The organism is Flavobacterium arundinis (assembly GCF_038289855.1).
GTDB classification, from domain to species: Bacteria; Bacteroidota; Bacteroidia; order Flavobacteriales; family Flavobacteriaceae; genus Flavobacterium; species Flavobacterium arundinis.
The window spans coordinates 14,723-33,424 of record NZ_JBBYHR010000006.1 but is presented as its reverse complement, the minus strand read 5'-3'; the positions used below and the strand labels follow the sequence as shown (position 1 = coordinate 33,424).

The 18,702-nt window shown below is 39.3% G+C and carries 4 protein-coding genes; all 4 read left to right on the top strand.

What is annotated here, in order from left to right; genetic code table 11:
* The first annotated feature begins 14 nt into the window (after positions 1-14).
* Entirely contained in the window at positions 15-5,639 is a 5,625-nt protein-coding gene (locus AAEO56_RS11710; protein WP_341697247.1) for a choice-of-anchor J domain-containing protein, read from the top strand.
* Entirely contained in the window at positions 5,629-6,333 is a 705-nt protein-coding gene (locus tag AAEO56_RS11705; RefSeq protein WP_341697246.1) for a hypothetical protein, read from the top strand. Before AAEO56_RS11710 ends, AAEO56_RS11705 begins: the two co-directional genes overlap by 11 nt.
* 272 nt (positions 6,334-6,605) lie before the next feature.
* Positions 6,606-17,900 carry a DUF6443 domain-containing protein gene (locus AAEO56_RS11700; RefSeq protein ID WP_341697245.1) on the top strand — a complete coding sequence of 3,765 codons (11,295 nt, stop codon included), beginning with the start codon at positions 6,606-6,608 and terminating at the stop codon, positions 17,898-17,900.
* Between the two features lie 3 nt (positions 17,901-17,903).
* Positions 17,904-18,488: a hypothetical protein gene (locus AAEO56_RS11695; protein WP_341697244.1), complete on the top strand. Its 585-nt coding sequence runs from the start codon at positions 17,904-17,906 to the stop codon at positions 18,486-18,488.
* Positions 18,489-18,702: the final 214 nt, after the last annotated feature.

The window sequence follows — 18,702 nt, the reverse complement described above, 5'->3', positions numbered from 1 at the left end:
TAGCTTTTAATGAAATGAGAAAAATCATATTTACGCTGTTTGTTGTATTAACAGGTTTCAGCGGTTATAGCCAGTTGAGTGAAGACTTTGAGAGTAACGGGACTGCCCTCCCTACTGGTTGGCAAAAAATAAATGTTTCAGGTACAGGGAAACAGTGGACTGTTGCGGCGCAGTCAATTATAACACCCGCATTTGGGGGAACTGGTCATGCGGCCTATATAGACAGGGAGAATGTACCAATCGGCACCGCTGAGGACTGGCTGGTTACGCCCCAATTTACTGTGCCACAAAATGGGGAATTGTATTTTCAATCAAGGCTTACCCAATTGGGAGATGACAATAATACCTACCGTATAATGATCCATACGGGCAGTACGCCACTAAATACGTCTTCCTATACTGAATTGCAGGCATGGACGGAGCTTACCTTAAATCCCGACCCCGATCAGACGAATTACATTGAAAAACATGTTACCTTACCTGCGGGTCTTGTTGGTACATCTGTGTATATAGCATTTGTAATGAATGGTGATAATGGGGACAGATGGCTTATTGACGATGTATCGGTACATACAAAATGTATCGCAGAACATCCTTCAGTAACAAACCTCACACCCACCTCTGCGAGACTGACTTGGGATAATACAGGGGCAACATCGTTCTATGTAGAGGTTCAAATTACGGCTGATTCCGGACCACCAACTATCATTGATAGTACTACAGTTACAACAAATTATTATGATATCTCCTCATTGTTAGAAAATACCCGCTACCTATTTCTTGTAAAAGCTAACTGCCCTTTTATTAGTGGAGAACATTCTGAAGAAGTGTCAGAGACTTTCAGGACATCACGGTACGGCGATAATTGTTCATTTCCTATAACGGTATCATCATTACCGTATATAGGTTATAATAACCAGCTTTTGAGGGAACAAGATGAGATAACAACCCCAGGTACGGGCTGTACAACCGGCACTACAGGATACGATCATTGGGAGTATGTAGTGTATTCTTATACTCCGCCCCCATCGGTCACAGAGATCGATATTGAAGTTAATCCCCTTCATAATGCGACCGGTATATTTGTATTTACCGACTGTGAAGATATTGGTACAAATTGCCTGGCCGGTACATTTGACCAGGCACAGCTGCAAAAAACCATAAACGATTTGGATGTAACACCCGGAACGGAATATTTCATAGTTGTAGCCGGGGCTTATAGTTTTGATTCTTTTACAGGTTATACTATTGCTATTACTGAAGAGGCATGTACGAATAATATTGAGGCTGTATTTAATGTTGATTGCAACGATGCGCTAAATTTTGACGTGGTAGCAGATATAACAGATTTGGGAAGCGCGACATCTTTGGAAGCTACTATTTACAGATATAATACGGGGGTTTTACAGCCGTTGTCAACACAAACCATATCAACTCCAGGCGTATATAATTTCGGTACTTTTGGGTCTACTGACACAGGATACGTTGTATTGACCAGTCAGCAGGACCCGGATTGCTTTATTGTAAGCAGCTTTTTTACAAAGTATTCTTGCCCTCCGGTGAATGATGATTGTGCAAATGCAAAAACAGTAGGAAATGAAACGAAAACATCATGTGTTCCTTTACGTGGCACTCTGAGCAATGCCACTCCTTCTCTGGAAGTAAATAGTTGTCCCGGATCTGCAAATGATGATGTGTGGTATAAATTCGTTGCAAACGGAACCAAACAAATTATAAAAATACTGCCTGTAGATGATAATTTGACAGACTTCAATCATTCCTTGTACAGGGGAGGTATCTGCGATAATTTAACGCTTGTGTATTGCAGCGAAGAGAATGAAAGTACTGCCACAAACCTTATTCCCGGCCAAACTTATACGATAAGGGTCTACAGTGCAACGAGTAGTCCGGTAAATACTAAATTTGATATCTGTACGCTTAGCCTAGAGGATGTTTGCCCGGAAAATCCCGCGCAGGCCGAACTTGCAAAAGGGTTATTCATACAGTTGTTAAACCACCTTTTGGCAGTTGAGGTTCCAACAACAGGGCCGTATGATTGTAATGAACTCGCTCCGCTGATTCCATATATTCTGGATCCCAATCCGCTGATTTATAATTTCGTTAAGGATGCTGAAAGTGGGACTATCTCTTTTTCATTTGCAGATCACAATGAAGCGGATGGCCCTGATGTTATATTAAAATACCCTACAGGTGGATTTGTTGATACTATTGATTTTTTCAATTTTGAATCTTTTTCTGACGAAGCCAATATGTATGTTACGTTCGGAAACGGGGAAATAACGTCTGATAATACGGTTAAGCACATTGACTTTTGTCCTGATTTTGTTTGCCAGCCTGTAGTAGGTAATATAAGGGTAGAATCAGGTTTAGCATGCACGACCCCTGATGAACCAACGATTTTTACAGTGGTTACAACCAATACAAACATCGAACAGTATTCCTGGGTATTTTACAGATCAGGTAATGTAGTGTATACAAGTATAGTTGAACACCCAGTGATAGATTTTAAAAATGATGAAAAGTCGTCTGATTGGAAAGCAGTACTTGTTGTTACTACAGCAGACGGATGCACTACTACTATAGAAAAACCATTTATTGTAAATACTGCCTGCACGCAATGTACAGAGGAAAATTTACAGTCTCCTGTTGTAAAGGAATTATACCTGAATCTTATCAATTATCTTATTAGTACTTATTGTGGCAATGGTTCTGTAGCAATAACTACTCCTTTCAATTGTTCCCAACTTGTGGCTTTAGCTCCATATATCACCGATACAACGCCATTGATCTATAATTTAACATTTAATGGTACGAAGCTTGAATTTTCTTTTTCAGACTCCGTTTCTCCGGATATAAGCATTGATAATGAAGGTGCACCGGGTATCATTACAGATATAGATCTTTTAAGTTTTACATCTCCTGAGATCCAGACATCAATAGACACAAAACCGCTTATTGGAGGTATTTATCACCATCATACTGTATCGCATGTAGATTTTTGCCCGGGAGAATGCCCACCACTTACAGGTAAAATTAAGCTTGTAGGCGGCATAACCTGTATAAAGATGGGAACGCCAAAAGAGTTCTATTTTGATGCAGGTGGCTTTACAATAACCGGTTATGATTGGACATTTTTCCGTCAGGAAGACATGGTTGAAGTCTTTTCAAGCGACTTACAACGTCCTGTATTTACTTTTGAAAAAGCACCATATATAGTTAAGTTGGTTGTAACTTATGGAGACGGATGCAATGCAACCTTTTATAAGATGATTGTTGTAGATACAGGTTGCGAAGAGATATGTGCCGAAAATAATCCTGGATCGCCTGAGGTGAGGGAATACTATATGGATCTTATCAATTATTTGCTCACATTGCAGGGAAATGTTTTTTCCAATCAGTTCACCTGTAGTCAGCTTGAGTCCTTGCGTCCCTATATAACTGATGATAATGCCAAAATATGGAACCTGGCTTTTGAAGAAGGTATCATGAAATTTTCTTTTTCTAATCATGGAGCCACTTATGATGTTTCAGTGCCGACAGAGTATGGGCAGGTAACTGATATCAACTTAATGACTTATGCCCCGCCTTCTACAACTGAAGAATATCAAACTATAGACACTATGTTTGATAGTTATATAAATGATAATCATACATATTATCATACCGTGCGGCATATAAATTTTTGCCCGGAGGAAGAATGTGAGCCGATATTAGGAAGCATAGCATTAGACTCGGGAGTTTCATGTGTTGCGCCAAATGTAAATGTCGGATTCCATCTTCAACCCGGTATACCTGCTGGGGCAACTGTGCTCTGGACATTTTATAATCAGTTTGGCAACGGCTCTACCACAAGTACAGAGGTCAATCCACATAAAATTTATGCTCAGCCAGGCCATTATAAAATTAAATTAGTCGTTAAAGACGGAACGAGTTGTAAAACAACTTTCCATATGACCATATCGGTGAGTACTTCTTGCTCAGTATGTACCGAATCCAACCAGGATTCACAGGAAGTGATAGCATTGTATATGAGGTTACTAAATAAACTGTTAAGTATGGGCAGTACCTTAACTGATGGTTACACATGTCCGGAACTTACTGATTTAGCTCCTTACATTAGCGATAGCAACCCTGTTATTAGTAATCCTGTTTGGAGTAATGGGAAACTTTCATTTGGTTTTTCATCCGGACACTCAGATGTGATCGTCGATAATTTTGGTACAATAGCGCATGTTAACACCGTAGGGTATGAAGGTGCAGAAAACGAAAGTGTTTTTATTATTACATATGCAGATGGTACGCAATCATTTGTAAACACTACAAAGCACATAGATTTTTGTCCTGAAATAGAGCATTGCCAGTCGCATATTGCATTCGTACTGGATGAGTCAGCTTCTATTGATGCTGTTGAAGCGCTGAAAATTAAAAAGCAATTGAAGAACTTTTTAGAGCTTCAGAACAGATATGGTAGCGGGACGGTTGTTTCGTTCATAGGGATGTGCGATTCGGACACATATACACGCACTGACGAGGTATCAGGCCGGTTATCGGGTCCAGTAAATAATCCAGCGGGAAAATTTGCAGAGCTAAACGATTGGCTGGACCACAAATATAAATCTCCTTATACTGCTGCGAGGAGGGCAATGGGAATAAGCCCAAATTCAGATTATTGGGCCAGTGGTATTTCAAAAGCACTATCCTATGATTTAAAGCCCGAAATCATAATTCTTATAACAGATGGTTCCCAGACAGCAGATATGGAAAGGCTTAAAAATCTTATTCATGACGCAGATGTATACTCCCATTTATATGTATATGGTATAGGCAGCGGCTATTATGTGGATGGAATAAATCCTGTGATAGATACAAATGATCCTGAAAACCAACAGAATGAGGTAACCGGCAGGCTGATGACATCGCTTAAATTTTTGCTCAACCTTCCTTCTACGCAATTTCCGGTAAGCAACAAAAATGATCTGATGACATCGAATTATTTTGAGTACCCTACTTTTGACCACTTAGTACTGGATCTGGATTATTTTTATAATAAACTCGCCGAAGCAGACCTAGGGTGTGGGCCCGAACCGCTGCCAAAAGACTTTTGTGAAAACTGTGAAACATTCCAGCCTATGCCTGATGAGACTTATTGGGTAAGTGGCTGGGTTAAGGAAGAACATAACATACAGGTTAAAAATTATGAGCACGTAGTGTTAAAACTTGTCTTTGACGATGATAATGAAGATCAGGTAAGCGAAATATCATTTAATCCTGCCGGGGAAATAATTGATGGTTGGCAACGAATAGCTGCAAAATTTGTAGTGCCGCACGAAGCTGCTATTATGAGAATAGAATTAATAAATCTTAATGATGGTATCCCGGCATATTTCGATGATATTCGGATACATCCTATACACGGAAGTATGAAATCTTTTGTATATGATCCCGAAACCTTCAGGTTAATGGCAGAGCATGATGATAATAATTATACAACATTCTATGAATATGATAAAGAAGGCGGACTAGTAAGAATAAAAAAGGAAACTTCGAAAGGGGTGAAGACAATACAGGAAAGCCGTTCAGGGAATGTAATTAAAACAGTAGGTGAAAATGAAGATTAAATCCAAGATAAAAAGAGCATTGTTTTTTCTTTTAATTAGCTGCTGTACTTATTCACAAAACGGAGAAGAAATACTCCGAAAGGTAAGAACTCAGTATTCCTCAAATAAATCGCTGCAATTCTCAACAACTTATAATTTATATAAGCGACAACAGGATAAAAAAGTTTATGAATTTTATACCGGTCTATATTTTAAGAATGCAGATAACGAAGTTTATATAAAAATTAATGATACCGAATATCTTATAACAAAACGAATTAATGCACAAATCAGCAATGAAGAAAAAGCTGTACTGATTACAAATGGGACAAACATTCTAAGCAAAGAATATGATTTTGGAAATTTATTTGACGATTTCCAAAAGCCATTAATTAAAGATAAAAAAACGTACTGGGAAATGGAGTTTAAGGCTAAACCGATTACCACCCAACCTTATTCAAAACTTGTACTTCATATAGGAAAAGATTACTTCATCCAAAAGCAAATTTTTTACTATGCTAACGCAATGGATTTTTCAGGGGATTACAGAAAACAGGATATGGAATATCCAAGATTAGAAATAATTTTTGGTAAACACAGCAGAGAAAATGTTCCGTTAGCCCTGTTTGACACTTCAAAATATTTCACGGTAGCAAATAAGAAGGTTACCCTTGCGGCCAGGTACAGGAATTATGAATTAATAGATCACCGATAAAATTAGAGCATATGTTAGTGAAAAAATTTATTTTTACGGCAATAATTATACTATGTAACTGTTTGTCTTACGCCAATGAAGAAAAAACAGTAGTCGGTCCATTTGTTGGGCATTCTGCAAATGGAGCTACCTTAAATATTGTAGATCCCTTGTTTGCACAGCTTACTACTAATACTTCCAAATTTACTTCAATAAATCCCGCAATTTACATCAATTTAGGGTTAAAGGACAATTTGGATACAACTGTTACTAAGTTATTGGTTTATTCATGTATGGTCACATTTAATGTAACCAGCTACGACGCAAATAATACTCCCACAACACAAAGTATCACCCTGGAGATAAAGCACGATTTTATTACGCAGGCTTCATCATTGGGCGGGCTAACTGATTTTGCGGTTTACAAATTCCCAGGTTGCCACAAAGCACATATAGAAGTTACAGGTATTGTGTATAAAGATGCCACAGGGACAATAGATCCTTCATTTAACGATGTCAATTCTGTCATATATGTAGAATCACAATTTATAACCGACCGATACTATAACCTAAAGAATACTGTTGTAACCCCTATAGAAAAAAAACTAATAACATTTGCAGGCGTTGCAGAAACAGCTATAACATCTTCCGGCGTTACAAACGGTGAGGATGAACTTGAGATTTCATGGAGTGTTTTTACTGATGCTCCTGCGGAAGAATATGAACTTGAATGGGTATGGCTCGATAATTATGGCACACACACAGGTAACAAGCTGCAAAAGGATGATATAAGCCTAACTGAAACAGAGTTTCGATTGAATTGTACACGCATACAAACAAAAAAGACATTTTACAGGATACCTCTGATTTTCTCACGCGGTTATCTGGTCTACAGGATAAGGCCTGTGGGGCGTTTTCTTGATGACGTATCCAAATATTATTATGGACCCTGGACTAGCGGCTTGGAAGAAAAAACAACCGTGTACAACTGGCCGGATGTTTTGGAAATAGGTATTGATCATGAAGATGGTGGAAAAAACTGGCAATATCAGAGTTCTTACGCTGAAGAAGGAAAGAAAAAAGAAGTTGTAAGCTATTTTGACGGAACACTCAGGAACCGCCAAACAGTTACAAGAATTAATTCCAATAACCAGACTGTTGTAGGGGAAGTTATTTATGATACGCAGGGAAGACCTGCGATTGAAGTATTGCCGGTACCTTTGGAAGAAGCCGCAATACGGTTTTATGATGCACTTAATAAAAACAGTTCTTTGGAGTTGTTTTCAAACAGGGATTTTGACTGGGAGAATTCAGGTGTTACTGACTGTGAGCCTACGCATTCCCCGGTTATGTCTAAAACATCAGGGGCATCAAAATTTTATTCGGAATCAACGTCAATTAAAAATAATTTCCATGATTATGTTCCAAATGCATCCGGATATCCATTTTCTCAAATAGAGTATACTCCGGACAACACAGGCAGAATAAGAAGAAAAGGAGGAGTAGGCGAAACGCACCAGCTGGGCTCAGACCATGAAATGCAATATTTTTATTTTGTGCCAGGCAGAATTGAATTAAACAGGCTCTTTGGGTACAACGTTGGGTACAATAACCGGTATAAAAAAAATATGGTTGTAGACCCTAATGGCCAGGTAAGTATAAGCTATGTAGATCCCCAGGGAAGGACTATAGCAACTGCCCTTACAGGAACACATCCGGCAAACCTTGATGCTTTGGAGGATGAAGCGAACGAAGGTCTCCATCAGAAATTAATTACTGACCTTACTATAAATAATGATAAATATTCGTCAGGTGAAAATGGCAGCGCTTTAGACGGTGTTAGGGTAGAAAAACAGATAGGTATAGCTAAACAGGGTGCAACACCTGTTACTTTTGAATACAACTTATCACACACCACAGATGTTTATGACGATAATTGCGTTGCAGAGTACAACTACCCATTTGTGTTCGATTGGTACATTAGCCTTCTGGACGATTGCGGTTATGAAAAAATAGATGGTATTGAAGGAGACAGAAAGGGGCAGGTCGGTACTTTTAGTTTAACTTCAACAGGCGTAACTGAACTTTCAGTCAAAAGAACAGAAAATGAAAGTAATCCTTTAAAAGCCAGTAATCTTGAAGTTGGTACCTATACTTTGAATAAAGATGTAAGGATCAATAAAGAAGCCCTCGATCGTTATGCAGATGATTATGTTGAAAGGTTAAGAAATCCTTTAAATCCCTGCTATATAGACCCTATACAATTTAGCCCCGGAACGGTTTCGAATTGTAATATTACATGTAAAGAGTGTGAGCAACTTTTTATCAATAATTTCCTGGATGAAACGGATGCAACGATGTTTACTGCTTTAATTGGGGAAACCGAAAATAATGGAGACCAGCTTGGTAATATACTTTTAAGGGAATCTTTGGTAAAAAAAGCAGAAGATGCTTATGTTTTAGTAAATATAAAAGCAATACTCAATAATGAGTCTTTTTATTATGATGGGGAAGTGCTTAAATATGATAACCAACAACCGCTTATTGAACAGGAAATAATCAATTTATATGAAAATCGCTTTAAAAATGAGTTCAGGCAATCATTAAATGGGTGTCGTGCTTTTTGCGAACAACCTTTAGCAACATGTTCAGTAAGTGAATATCAACTTCTTGCAGATATGAATATTGGTGGTCAATATGGATCTACAGAAGGATTGGCAAACCTCAGTATGCTGACCGACGAAGAATTAGAGCAGGTTCCTGATCCTGACAGGCTGAGTATTTTTAATAGCAGTAATGCTTTTTATTATGGTGGCTATCTTCTTGTGAATAATGATGATGATGAAGACGGGCCACCTGAAGTTGATGCCGCCTTCAGTTGGAAACATCCTGATCAGTTTAAGCCATATGCCGACGATCTTGGCACCCCCTCCAGAGTAAGGGTAGAAATGATAGGGCTTAATACGTATAACCCGGCTATTGATGCAGGTGTAGTACCATTCGAAGCTGATGGCAATTTATGGGTAAGGCCAGAACAGTTAAAGGAGGTCGAAGATTTTTTAAATGCATGGAAGCCTTCATGGTCAAGATCCTTACTAAAGTATCATCCTGAATACTATTATTATGTTTACGAAAAAGCGTTATGCGAAACAACCGGTGGGAGCCTTGCGATGAGTTCGGATAATTTTGACAGGTTTCTGGAAACCATCACAACATTTGAAGATATAGAGTCAGGGAATAACCCGCATAATTATGACCTTGAACAGCTTGTTACAAATACTACAGCTGTAACCAATAACGATCCGTATTTCAATATTATATATTCAGGAGATGCCGGACCTATTGAAGATAGTACTATAAGGGATCAGAGATGGGCTATTATGCATGAGGCCCTTACAAGTAATTATGATGGGTTTACAATAAATGGTAATGATGCAAATATGCTTCAGGCTGCTATTTACATGACAGTAAATCCTGGGGGTATGATGCCTGCAAGCAGTTTTCCAGATCTTTCTTCTTTTTCTGCAGCGGTTACATACATGAATACGAACTTGTCTGAAAGCCAGCGGGATCATGTTTGGATAACCTTTAGGAACTATTATATCGGTCTGAAAAATAAAATAAAAAACGTTTATGCTAATGTCTATTCCGCAGGCAAAAGGAGATATAATGGATGTATAGGCGACCTTGAAAATAATGACACCTTCGTTACTGTCTTTTCCAATTTTAGTAATTATGGCGCTATACATACAACTATAAACAATGCGCTTAATTATAACAACGGAATTGATGGAACTATTTCTTCGCCGTGCGGTGAACTTACCGCAAGTTTATATGAAAACAAGATAAAGAGATTCCTGAATACTGATTTTGGATTTAATAACGGTGATAACGATGCTGCTAACGATATTACAAGTGATACAGACAGCGGTATATATATGCAAACCGGCAGGTGCCCGTTATCATTTGATATGGAAAACTTCCTGACAGGAATGCTTAATACACAGTACCAAACTAACGGATTACTTATTAATACTCCTGCAAATAATTTCCCTTTCCTTACTCCCGATTTATTCACGGCGCTTTCAGGTTTGTCCTGGCCACCCGCTTCAACTCCGGTTATTGCTGCCGATATCATATCTCCATCACAGCTTGATATTGAAATTGGCGGTGTGCAGCGTTTAACGCTCAATATTTTGCCAGGAAACCCAGGTTGTAGTTCTTTGCCTACATGGGATGAATATGAAGATGGCGACTTTTCAATAACAGGTTTCAGAAACTTTTATTATATTCCGGGATCTTATGATGCCGTTACGCAAAACTACAGGTTTCGTATAATAGCATCAATCGTCAGGCATCCCTTCCTGACAGATTGTGAAGTACCGGAAGAGATAATTATTGAAGGCGTTTCCAAAGCTGCTGTAGGAGGCTGCGGTTTTGAAGGCGATCCTGCAATAACTCCCGGAGGCCAGGTGCTGAGTGAAGAAGATGCTGCAGGCACAGGAATAGGAGGATGTGAAAAACGCACACGCTTTGAAAAGGCGCTTGTAAGGCTTTTTAATAAACTTAAAGATTCAGGCAATTTATATAGTTCTTCCCTTTCTTTAGGATATGTAAACGAAGGGCAGCTGAACCAGCAGGATCCTTATGGTTATGTTGGCAGCATTATGCCTCAAATATTTGGCGATACTTCATCTAATGCAATATGGTATGGCACTACCTCAGGTTTTACTATTGCCGTTGGAGGAACAGCCGTAGCTTATTGTAATGCATCTTTGCCATCCACAGGCGTATTGAAGTTTACGGCAGTTACAATCCATCCAAATAATACTATAACAGTAACCTATTTAGCAAATGACCTTAGCCTGCACACGGTTACAGGAGGCAGTATCTGGAAAAACTCTTCTATGTCAGTGCCTTTGGATTTTGACTGTACATGTACTGAAACAGTAAGTTGGGAAGAGGGGACCGAAAGAGCGCTGCATGGAGTACTCAACTATATATGGCTAAACAAGGATAACATTAATGTAGATGATACCATTACTCCAGAGCCATACACTACTGAATTAAAATCCTACCTCGATTCTGAAGATATTTCTTTCAAAAATTTTTCATATGTGGACGATGGTGTCAGGGGTGTATATTTTTATATAGTTACAACTACCAGTAGGTGCATTATAAGCGTTCCCATAGATAATAGCGTCAATGGCGCATTATATGCAAGTATAACACATTTTTCGTCCACTAAATATACGGACCAGGCAAGTTTTGAAGTGCTGGCATACCATAATGAATATATAGATGATAATGGAAATGTAGTTCCTGCAGGTATTGTAGCTTTGAACGGTAGTGGTGGAAAATGCATTGATACAAGTTGTGAGCAGGCAGTTGATGCTGCTTTGGTTATAACAGACCTTTTAAATGAGCTTATAGAAGGATATGATGAAAATGCAGAAAGCCAGGGATGGGAGGACGGAAGCAGCCCTGATGCTCTTGCAGATCTGCTGGAGTTCCTTGATAGTGATGATACCGGATCACCTGGGATATATAATTTTTATATGGCAGGTAGCGACGACCACAGGCAAATGGGTTTTACGCTTTTCGAAAATTCAGATTGTAGTTTTGTTTTTGACCTGCCTGCTGATAACGGAACTGATGTAGAGACCATAAGTGGTATAAAATTTAATAAAGATTTCAAATCTTTTATTATAGATCGATTGAGTAATAATCATGGCCAGGGAGTTATAAATTGCCTGAATCTTACTCAATGTTTTGGTACTGCCGAGGTGGCTTGTATACCATGTATTCCCAAGCCTGTTGATGTAGTAACGTGTGGGGAAGCATGGGGCGCATTTAATGATGCAATTGACACTATTGAAGAATACGAGCGGCCATCATATCTTGGACCGGAAGAATTTTGCAATATGAACCTGCAGTATATTACGGCAGACTATATTCATTATTTGGAAGCACTTGATATCGATGATATAGACGATGAATTTTTCATAACCATACAGCAGTTTGCAAAGTCGGGCCTTGGTTATGGAAATGCCCAAACCCGGCATGCTATAGATAGTTTTCTCGCATATACTTCAGGAGGAGGAGTCTTGCAATGGGTTAATTATGTAAATGATATCTATGTAGTCGAGTATGACATTTGCCCGTCACAAAATATGCCATTAAGTGCATCAGTTGACGAAATTGAAATTACAGATCCGTGTACTCTTTTTGCAAAAGTGATTAATGGTACTTATATATCGCAATTGAATGAGCAATACCTGGCAAACCAAAGGGAAGCATTCAGGCAGCGTTATATAAAGCAGGCTATGGAAGGGCTCAGGGAAACATTCACACAAAGCGCAGATGATAAGGAATATCAATATACTCTTTATTACTATGACCAGGCCGGCAACCTGATGCAGACCGTACCCCCGGAAGGTGTACACAGGTTATTGCCTGGAACGGATGACAACATAGATGAAGCCAGGACAAATGATAGTACAAATCTGGCATTATTGCCTGTACATAACTTAAAAACGCAATACAAATATAATACGCTCAACCAGCTGGTGTGGCAAAAAACACCCGACGGTGGCATAACCAAATTTGCATACGATAAGTTAGGCCGGATTATTGCATCGCAAAATGAAAGGCAGTTAACCGATTTTCAGGGCATGCCTTCCCTAACATTGGATACCGGCATGACAATAGCAGATGGTACACTTACTAAGACAGGTTCGGGAACAACAGCATTGAATGCGAACACCACAACACATATTATTAGTGGCGATGGCTTTGTTGAATTTACTATTTTCAATGTTACTACGAATGCAAGTGGTATAAGGGCCGGTCTTTCTTACAATAACAATCCTTCAGCACTTATTATGGACTATATGTTTAATATAGCTACTCCCGCTCTATCAGGGGATCCTATAAATATAAGTCGCGGAATGGGGAGCAGCTTCACAAATGTGGGAGAAATAGCTGCCGGTGATATATATAGGATAGAAAGAAAAGGGAATAAGATATACTGGTCTAAAAACGGGGCAGTGATACATGATGTGAATGAACCATCCGGGCATATTGGAGCCCCTCTTATAGCAGATTTTAGTATAAGCAGAACGGGTTCATCATTATACAACCTTAATGTTGTGGCCTATGGAAATGGTGATAAATTCAGCTATACCAAATATGACGGTTTAGGTAGAATTTATGAAGCTGGAGAAATAAAACCGACAAATAGTACAGGCACAGCAAAATATACAATAAGCGACGAAGGGCGACTTATGCTGGCAGGAGAAAAACAGGATGGATTTGATGCCGCTAACACTCGAAAAGAAGTAACCCGTACCATATATGACGAGCCATTAGCGAGCACTACCGACTGGTTTACCTCTTATTCTATTAATAATACAAGGAACCGGGTTACGGCTGTACTTTATTATAATGAACTTACATCGACCATAGCAGGAGGGGAAGCAGATGCCGAATATGCCAACGGAATTTTTTATGATTATGATGTGCATGGCAATGTAAAAGAACTGGTGTATCATATAAATAACGATGATTTGGCGGCGCTTGGGCAAAGTATTAAGAAGATATCTTATGATTATGATCTTATAAGCGGCAATGTAAACCGGGTAACATACCAACCCGGCAAGCCGGATCAGTTTATACATAAATATGACTACGATGCCGATAACAGGATAACACAGGTGTATACCAGTAAGGATGATGTGATTTGGGAAAAAGAAGCCAATTACCTATACTATGATCATGGGCCGCTGGCACGTACAGAAATTGGAGACAAGAAGGTACAGGGCCTCGATTATATCTATACACTACAGGGATGGCTTAAAGCCGTAAACGGCGAGCGCATTGATCCTGATAGTGATGCGGGTAAAGATGGTCTTACCGTGGCTAAAGATGCTTTTGCCTTTGCCCTCAACTATTATAACGGTGATTATGCCTCAAGGCACAATGCTATTGACAACAAGGATAATATAACTTTATATTACACCAAAGGGCAAGGGGTTGAGGGTAACAAAAACCTTTATAACGGAAATATAAAGGAAATGGTGACTTCTTTACTTGATCAAAACCAAAACCTGCTGCACACACAATATAATTTTTATACCTACGATCAGCTAAACCGTATAAAGGGCATGACCTCCAGCGCAAGGTATTATGATGCTTATGGTTTTCCTCTTACAAGCGGGGCGTCATACAGCAGCTCGTACACCTATGACCGTAACGGCAACCTGCAGGGTATGGTAAACCGTGTTATGACTAATGTATTAATGGATAACTTTTCATACAAGTATATTATCAACTCTAATAAGCTGTCGCATGTAGACGACACCGCTCCCATTTCAAACATACCTAATGATGATATAGATGACCAGAAACCCTTCATATACCGTTATGATGCCATAGGGCAGCTTACCCGTGATTTCGGGGCGGGGCTTACCATTGACTGGCGGGTGGACGGAAAGGTACGGAGCGTAACCAAAACCGACGGCTCGGTGATAACCTTTGGGTATGACGGGCTTGGCAACAGGATATCCAAGAGCGTGGCTGAAGCTACAAAAATAACAACGACTTACTATCAGCTGGATGCACAAGGCAACGTGATGAGTACCTATGAGCTGCACGAGCCTGTGGGTGGCGATAAGGCCTATTACCTCATAGAGCATGCCATATATGGTAGTAGCAGGATAGGTATGGAGCATGGGATGCAGGAAATGAATGCTGCCGATTCTGGTTCGGGACGTTTGGCAATGCGGGCAAGCACGATGAGATATATGCCACCGGTAACGGCGGGGCTTGACCTTCAACAAAATTTGGGTACGAAATGGACGGACAATATGGAGAAGCTGAACTTCTTCACAGAGGCGGGGCCGGTGACCGACAAATTTTCAATTACGACCAAATTTAAGCTTGCTGACGGCAGCTTTACTGAAAATTCGACCTATAACCTTGCCGACCTTCAGGGAGCGATGTATTTTAAGGTAGGAAACGCCGATAAAAAGTACTGGGTAAGGAGCTTTGCAAAAGTAAAGATTACCATGGACAGTGACGGCAATTACCGGCCGGTTATTGTGCTGGAGCGGTACAAACGTATTTACCATGACTACAAGCCGTCTATGCATCGAAGGCGTTACTCCTTCAGGAATTATATTGATCAGACCACCTATACATTAAAGCAGGATATAGCAGGCATACCTGCAGGCGAATGGGACATGGATTTGAAGATGAGTCTGATAAATGGGGCCTACCAGCCTACCATGACCATAAACGGAAATATATTTACCCCTGCAAGCTTTAATGCAGTAGATCAAAAAGTAAAAGACGGACAGGAGCAGACGACAGGTAATTCTTACCAAAACCCACCTGAGCCCTACCATAGCATAGGTAAAAGAGAAGTGCCTTACTATGCTTTTTTCCCGCCCGAAGAATTGGGCGGTGTGAAAGCCCAGATGTGCGAATTTGCCTATACAATTGAAGATAAGGGGAAACTATTCCTGTTTGACTACACGCCACATTCAGAAGACGGGCTGGTAACAATGACCCTTAATACAATAGCCTACGGCACAAAATACTGTGGTAATCCCGGCCTTGATACCGACCAGGATGGTATTGTAGATACTGACGATAATTGCCCTTTCACCTTTAACCCGTTGCAGGAAGATCTTGATCAGGATAATGTAGGGGATGTGTGTGATAATTGCCAGTGCCCTAACGAAGACCAGGCCGACAGTGATGGAGATGGCTTGGGCGATGCCACATGTGGCGAAGGGGAAGACTATATACAATGTGACAACTGTCCTGATGTGGCCAATATTGACCAAAAGGACAGTGACGGAGATAAAGTAGGCGATTCTTGCGACAACTGCCGCTACACTGCCAACCCGTTGCAGGAAGACCTAGATGGTGACGGTATAGGCGACGCCTGTGAGGGATTAGATCAGGGTGCAGGCGTGCTGGCTGAGACAGCCGACCCTATCCAGGTAAATCGTTTTGTAGGTGATAAGCGTTATGAACTAACGAACCATCTGGGTAATGTATTGAGCGTAATAACCGACAGGAAGCTTATTGGTGGCAGCTCTAAGGAAACTGCTGTCTACACAACCAATTTTGACTCAGGTTTTGCAGGCTGGGTAAAGCACTCTGCGGCTTCTGGTATGATAAATGATAACGGCAGGCTGAAGATATCGAGCGCTATTAGCAACTCAGGGGCTTATTATGATGTGGCTTTAACGCAAAACAAAACCTATAATATAACGCTGGATGTAGACAAGGCCGGCGTAAGCCAGGACGTGCGGGTAAGGTTTAGCCGTGTTACGGGCAATGTAGGGATAAGCAATGTTTTGGTTACGGGAACAAGGATAACATTTACCTATACCCCGGGAACAGGGCAGAGTGATAATTACAGGATATCGGTCCAGCTTTCGGTGCCGTCCCCTCTTACCACACCGGTAAACTTTTATGTTGACAATGTCGTAGTTAACGAAATAACCGATAGCTTTGCGTTAGGCTATGTACCGGACGTGGTTGCGTACAATGATTATTACCCTTTCGGGATGCTCGTACCCGAGAGGAATTACCAGGATACTTCGGATAAGTACAGGTTTGGTTTCCAGGGGCAGGAAAGGGATGATGAACTAAAAGGGCCCGGCAACAGCCTGAATTATACCTACAGGATGCACGACCCGAGGATAGGAAGGTTTTTTGCCGTGGATCCGTTGACAGGAAAATATCCTTTTTACTCGCCTTATGCATTTAGTGGAAATAGGGTGATAGATGCATCTGAATTAGAAGGTTTGGAGCCATTTGTCCACAATTCGGCAAGACTTGCAGACGCAAGGTTAGAAAAATTTAATACAGAATTAGCTACGGGAAATGTTGAAGAGGCAATAAAAGCTTATGATGCTTATAAGGGTGGGATAAAAGCTCAAAAATATGGTTTGGCTTTTGGAATTGCGATTGTTTCTTTTCCGTATCTAAAACAAAGAGCTATTAGTATTGCACTTTCAATAGTAAGAAATCCTGCTTTATTAACGGAGATTTTTGCTACGACTACAGGCTTCTTTTATGAAGGACCGGAAGACTTATTTCCCCAAGCTAAAGGAGACGAATTAGCAAAAATTTTTAAAGGCAGTGGGAAAAAAATCTTAGATTTCTTTGGAGGTTCTAAAAGTCGTTATAATTTTGCTCTTAACATTGATGTTCAAGCTACGCAAGGATTTAGAGGAAGTATATCGAGTTTTAGTAAAATAATGAAAAAACTCGATTTATTTGGAAGTGTCGATAATATAATTGCTAACAACCCTTATGGATATAGCGACTATCTTGTAGATGCGTCCAAGCTTTTAAAAGAAAAAGGTACAATTATTATCAGAGGAAGTCTAAGTAATAAATATTTTAATCAAATTGTTAATGGAACGGCTAACGGACTCGGAAATTTTAATATATTACAAAATTTACAGAAAGTATCAAAGAGTATAAAAGCTGGAATGAAAACCACTGACGGAAAACCCATACAAGGAGATATATATGAAATTATTTTACAAAAGAAAGATTTATAATTTATGTTACTACAATTAGATATTACAAGTGTTGATTTCTCAAGTATAGAATCACCAATTGACGTATACGATGGAAAAATGATATTTTTGTCTGTGCCAACTATGCTACCGACTAATATTGATTTTATCGTTTGGGGAGTTTCAATAGATAAAAATTATAAATGGGGCGATTTAATTAAGGCAGAAAATATTTTGAATACACTGAACAAAAATTTTGAGGAAGATATGGATGTAGCATCTATTAATGGTTTTGGAAAATTTTCTTTTGAAGATATTATTGCCTTCGATATTAAAATCACTCCTATTATTAATAATGAATTTATATATAAAAATGAAGAGGTATTTAAAATTTCTAAGTCTTGGAATTTGGATAAAGTGGGTAATAGTTTTAAGTATTCATTTGATTCGTATATATATTTTCCTTTTGGACACTGCAAAATAGATATTTATAGCAAAAAAAGAGCCTTGTTCCAATTTAATTTAGATAATGTAATGAAATATAAAGATTTTATCAATGACTCTTCTAAACAAAATGGATATTTAAATCTTAAAAATTTGGGTATCAGTAATAACATTTGGCAAGAATAAAACATGTCCGGTCAATATAATTGTTAACATACAGTTTGATTAAGTTTATAAATTTTTAAAGAGCCATTATGCAGAAATAAATGTTAAAATTAAGATTGGTACTTAAAGTTAGAGATTTGATTTTAGCATATGTTGCAATGTTCTAAGATAAAAAATCACAAAAACAAATTTAAAATATGAGCAGTATCGCTCATATTTTTATGTACATACATCA